The organism is Roseibium sp. (assembly GCF_039982295.1).
GTDB lineage: Bacteria > Pseudomonadota > Alphaproteobacteria > Rhizobiales > Stappiaceae > Roseibium.
This window is the reverse complement of record NZ_JBDWYP010000043.1, coordinates 1-5,320: the sequence shown is the minus strand read 5'-3', so window position 1 is coordinate 5,320 and position 5,320 is coordinate 1. Positions and strand designations below refer to the sequence as shown.

General features: G+C 56.9%; 4 protein-coding genes. All 4 read right to left on the bottom strand.

Translation table 11 applies throughout. The features are described from left to right. The coding region (locus tag ABJZ52_RS08290; RefSeq protein ID WP_348487748.1) for an AAA family ATPase at window positions 1-1,374 on the bottom strand (1,374 nt) is incomplete at its 3' end. A gap of 66 nt (window positions 1,375-1,440) precedes the next feature. Continuing rightward, window positions 1,441-2,916, bottom strand: coding sequence for a hypothetical protein (locus tag ABJZ52_RS08285; RefSeq protein WP_074637371.1), 1,476 nt, complete (start codon window positions 2,914-2,916; stop codon window positions 1,441-1,443). Next, on the bottom strand, window positions 2,913-4,247 hold the full coding sequence (locus ABJZ52_RS08280; RefSeq protein WP_066010410.1) for a DUF4365 domain-containing protein: 1,335 nt from the start codon (window positions 4,245-4,247) through the stop codon (window positions 2,913-2,915). The genes ABJZ52_RS08285 and ABJZ52_RS08280 overlap by 4 nt, the downstream gene beginning before the upstream one ends. Before the next feature lie 192 nt (window positions 4,248-4,439). Continuing rightward, the coding region (locus ABJZ52_RS08275; protein WP_348487747.1) for a TraG/TraD/VirD4 family protein at window positions 4,440-5,320 on the bottom strand (881 nt) is incomplete at its 5' end.

Here is a 5,320-nt window from a genome sequence, read left to right as displayed (position 1 = left end):
GACATGGCGACCGCCGAGCGGCACAACAGGCACGAAAGAAGGATCAAGAGGGACGCCCATCGCCTCCGCGAGCAGAGGCAACACAATTCGTTCGGAGTCCCCCTCGCCGAGGATGACGAACCGCGCGAAGTAGAGCTCCGGATACGCCCGCACGGCGAGCCGGACATACTTACCCGCCTCGGTCGCATCGTCAGGTAGCGTCAAAGATTTCACCGATGAGGCCCTGCTGGTCGTATCGAGCCGGAAGTAGCGCACCTCGTCCGGCTTGATACGGCTCAAAATGCTAGCGCTGTGGCTAGAGATCAGTACTTGCGCCGAGCTGAGCGCTCCGATGTCGCGCGCTTGGTTCATAATGCGAGAGAGGAAGAACGGCGACAGGCTGTTTTCCGGTTCTTCGATGGCCAGAATCGTAAGATGAGCACGCCGCAGCTTTTCCTGATCGAACGGGCTATCGGCAGCGGCCAGTCGCAGAGCATCTTTTTCGGTTTCAAGCGTCGCCGCAGTTAGAGCTATATGAAACAGAGAGCGTTGACCGTCGCTTAGGTCGACAAGCGCCCGCTCGCGACCGGCCTCATCGGGATGGAATGCAAATTCGACGCGCCTGACCAGTTCCTCGAGCCGACTTTCCACAAGTCTGAGCACTGGCGTCGTATCTGTGTCGGCTTCGTGGACCTGCCGCCAGCGCTTCGTAAGCCGCTCGACGATGAATTCTGCGGGTGCTTCGCGCTCAAAACGCTTCTGGATGAGCTTGGCTCCGCGCTCGGTCGTCTTGGACAGGCGATCCGACCATTTCGCAGCCCGCCACAAACGCCCCTTAAGCAAATCAGTGACACGATCCGCCGGATTACGGGTCGCCGGCACATAAACAAGTTGGATGGTGCCACGATCAACAGCGGCGACCCTTTGGCACTCATCCCAATCGTAATCATCACCGAGCGTACCAATCCAGCGAATGTCCTCTTCCACCGTACCATCGGGCGTTCCGTCATCCGTCCAGACTGCCTGCAGGCGCATGCGCGCTTTAAGCGGTTCTCCAGGGCCGGTTGCTGCCATATGGTTGAAAAAATCCGGCACGGCGTCGGCCGCCGCCGCCTCGTCAAGACCGTCTAATTCTGGGAAGGACGGGATACACTCGATCGACAGCGTCGCTCCAGGATCGAGCTCGGTTTGGTCAGGCCTAAGATGAAAACCGCGTGTCTGGATCTGTCTTTCTGCACTTGAGACACCAAAAAGCCGTGCTAACGCCTGAAGCGCCGCCGTTTTTCCGGCTCCGTTTCCGCCAACCAATGCCGTAACCCCGTTCTCAAACCTGAGAGTTTCAGCCTCTGCGCCGAAGCATCGGAAGTTCCGTATAAAAAGTGTGTCAATCTTCATCCGAATTCCCTAGCGTTCTATTTTTTCAAATCGGTTTTCTGCAAATTCCCGAAGGCCCAAGAGGCTCTAAATGTACTTCCGATAGTCACTGCTGACCTTTTGCCCCGAGGGAACGTATTTCAATACGTCACCAACCTTACGGGCTGCTCGGATCGGAATCGGCAAGCGTTGGTTCATCTGGGTCGAGTTCCAGTTCACCTTCGTGAGGCTTAAAACTTCCTTCGCAATCTGTTCGATTGTGCTCTCGCTTTGCGGGTGTGGACAGAGCAACAGGGGGTTCGGGACATAGAGGCCAGGATAGGTCCCATAGTAGGGAATGCTGCCGTTGGTATAGAGCAGCCCATTGCCGTCCAGTTCAACGAAGGTGCCGCGGAGGACAGGGAAGTCGCCGTCGCGCAGCACCTTGACTGAATAGCTCTCATGAATCCAAACGAGATCGCGCAGTTCCACACCTGCCTCGTCGAGCGCCTTGCCAACACCCTCGGCCTCGTCCTCGCGAAAGCGCGACGTCTTCATGACGATCACGCGTGCCGGCATCGTTCTATGGACCGACTTGTAGGCGGCCAAGGCGCTCTCGGTAAGCTTGTGAGCCTCATCGATAGTGAGGAACGGGTGGCGACCCCGCGACTCTGACTGTGCAGGACCGCCTCTAAGAATAAACCCTCTGCCCCGCTCGTCGAACATTTGCGCAGCACTGGTCCATATCTCGTCGGTTTCGGCATCCTTGAAAAAGCTGATGCCAATGTAACAGGCGGTGAACTCGCCTTCTTCCGGCAATCTGCGCCAGGGCACCTTGCCGCTGCCCTTATAGTAGAGCGTCGTCATAAGGTTCCATGCGAGGTCAGCTCGGTCTTGGGTTTGGCGGTCAGAGTTCTCCTTGATTTTGCGAGGGATCTTGGCATCGGGGTTGATGACATCCTCCCAAACAATCTGAATTGAGAATCTGAGGTCCATCGCTCTGGCCTTGAGCAAGCCACGGAAGTTCGGAGAGGTTTCTCTGCCAGCTTTCGCGTCGGCCGCTTCGTCCTCTATAACTTCGTCATCGCGCGCCCGCTCGTTTCTCCAGACCCGTTCGATCAACTTGACAGGGAGAGAAACCATGACCACGTCCGGCCGTTCATGATGCGCCTCCAGCTTTTCCAGTTGCGCCATAACTGCGTCGACGGCCATCTCCACAGCACGCGCATCGCTCGGTTCCTTGGCAATCTTCTCGATCTGACCTTTGGTCAGTACTCCATCTTCGGCAGCCACCATTTCAAACCGGCACCGATAGGGGTTCTGGTTTCTCAACCCGGGGAAATCCGGGTGCAGGTTCGGGTGCTTTTCGGTCTTACCCTCGAACCCATCTTCGATCGCATTCAGAAACTCGCCTGATTTTTCGACGGTCAGAGCGCTGCCAACAACGCCGACTTTGATCGTGTCCCCCAGGTTCGTTTGCAACGGGCCCGCCTGTAGCAACCCCAATCGTGGATCAGGATGATGGTGTTGGTCACCAAATTCCAGTTCAGGCTCCGGGAAGATCTTTGTCTTGAAGTCGCTCATAGGTCGAAGCTGCCTTGTTCATTCGAGCCGGACGGCTTCCTCGACTTTTGCGCCTTCGCGCCCCACACGTCCTCGGGCACACTCTTCGGCAGTTCGATGGAAGGCGGGTCACCAAACTTGATGATACGATCCGTCTTGGTGTCGGGTGCCAGCAGTTCGCCGGCATCTTCAAATTCCAGACCTGACAGCAATCGATGCCACATGATCACCTGGCCTCGAACGGTGCTGTTTGTGTCGAGGCGCTTCTTCCCGGACAACAAGGCATCCGGATAGTTGAGCGCGCGCGCTCCATCCGAAGTGAAGTAGTAGGATGGGTTGATGATCAGGTACCATTGGTCCGCCAAGCGCTCGAACCGGGGATGGAATGAATGGTGCCGCACATAGTCGATGGGCCCCTCCCCCTTCGACTTCTGATAGACGCTGACAACGTCGGCCTGTGTCTTCTGCTTCGCACCAAGATAGCGAAACTTGCGCGCGACGCCTCCAGGTGTCGGCAAGAAGTAGAACTGCTTTTTCTTTCGGTCCCATCCAAGCAAATCCCGAAAGTCATGCGCCAGAGTATGTCGCAACAGGCCCGCAAATTTGTGCTGCTGATCTACGGCGTCGTGTTGTGCCAGAAAGTCGGTTTCGATCCGTTCGACCTGATCCCGCTCAACTAGGTCGCGAACGGGTGTGGTTAGCGGGTCGCAGAATGTCCAAAGCGAGGTTTCATCGATCATCCAATCGTACCGTTGGCCTTCCCGGACCTTATTCATCCGGGCGAGCGCCTTCTGGGTGGAGAGCTGTGTCTGTGCGACGAAGATTTCCTCAGGAAGCTGCAATGGCACCATGTTGATGATCGCGTCCTCCCCTCCCCCAAGTGGCGGGACGTAGTAACCGTGTCCTTGCTTGGCGACGGTCAGGGCAGCGAGGCGATCCTTCGCACGTCCGTCCAAGACGTCGCGCTCCTTGTCGAACTGCAATGTGCGTTCGGCCTCGCCAACGAGGTTTTCGAGCGACTTCCAGAAGAATGTGTCATCTAATTGCCTGTAGAGAACTAGGATGACGGGTAGGTTGGAGCCACGCCAATAGTCGAAATCTGAAGCGCGGACACGATAGGTGAAACCGGCGTTCGTCTCGCCGACATAGCTGCCACGCTCAGTAGCCTTGACCTGAACGGCAATCATCTTCGCAGTCGGCTGATCATCGTCCATCACCTCAGCGATGCCGTCTATCCCTGCTTCCAACCGCGAACGCCCATCGAATTGGAACCCAATTCGCAAGAATTGAAGATTAGCCGCCTTCTCCCCGATTTCGCCAATTCGCTGGCTGGTTGTAACTTTCTTATTCACATCTCGATTCCCGAAAACAGGCTTTTCGAGATGTAACACTTTATCTGGAGCAACATAAGGGAGGAGCAACAAGATATGGAGGTTACCCTTGCAAAGGGTCAAACCTGATAGAGAGCGAAATCTCAGACTTCTAGAACGCGGCTGGTGACCACCTCTTACTGCATCAACTTCTGGATGCGACAACCCATCAAGTTAGAGCCCCTGTGCTAGGGCTGTCTCCAACTCGCCCAAATCATGTACGGCCGTTCGTACCTGCTCGACATCCGCATCTTTCACCGAACCAAGAGCAGCCACTTCCCCCCCAAAATCCATTTCAATCTGTCGCTGTTCCTCGGCGATAACGGCTTGAACGACCGGCGAAGTTTTCTTTGGAGCGACATCAGTTTTCCCTGACGATTGGCCATCAGCAGCCTGGCGTTCGGCCTCAACGTCGGCCTCGGATCCGCCAGACCCGTCCAGTGGCGGTGTCATCGGCATGGCGCGCATGCTCAGCGGCAGCGTGCCTTGCGGCCCCCCTCCCCCCGGCTCTGGAAATGGCAACTCGCCTGTCTGCGCCGCATGGATGGCCTTAAACAGCCGGTCGTCAAAATACTGGATCCGCTTCGCCCGGACAGGCATCTGGGCATCGATCACCATGACGATCTCGTCGAGCGGCAAGCGGCGCGCCTCATCTTCGGGCAGCAGAGAGCTCTCTTCAGTCCGTGTAGATTGGCTGCGCCCTTCGAAGGGGTTCTTGCCGATGGACTGGGAGCGCGTGATGACGGTTTTCGTGGTCTTGCCGACAGCCTTGCTGAGCTCTTCGACGGTTTTTTCATCCGACGGCGTGAGGTAGAGCTTCACGCCCGCGTTGCCCTGCAGGGCGCGGCGGGTGTTCTCGCCGTAGATTTCATCGAGGGCGGGGATCGTTTGCGTAACTACGGCCAGATGGCCGCGATACGTGCGCAGGGTCTCGATGCTCTCGACCACGATGGGCATCTTGCCCAAACGATTGAACTCGTCGAGCATGATCATCACTGGCCAAGGCTCATCCGGCCCTGGGTCCTTTTCCTGCATGGCCGAGAGGAGATCGGAAA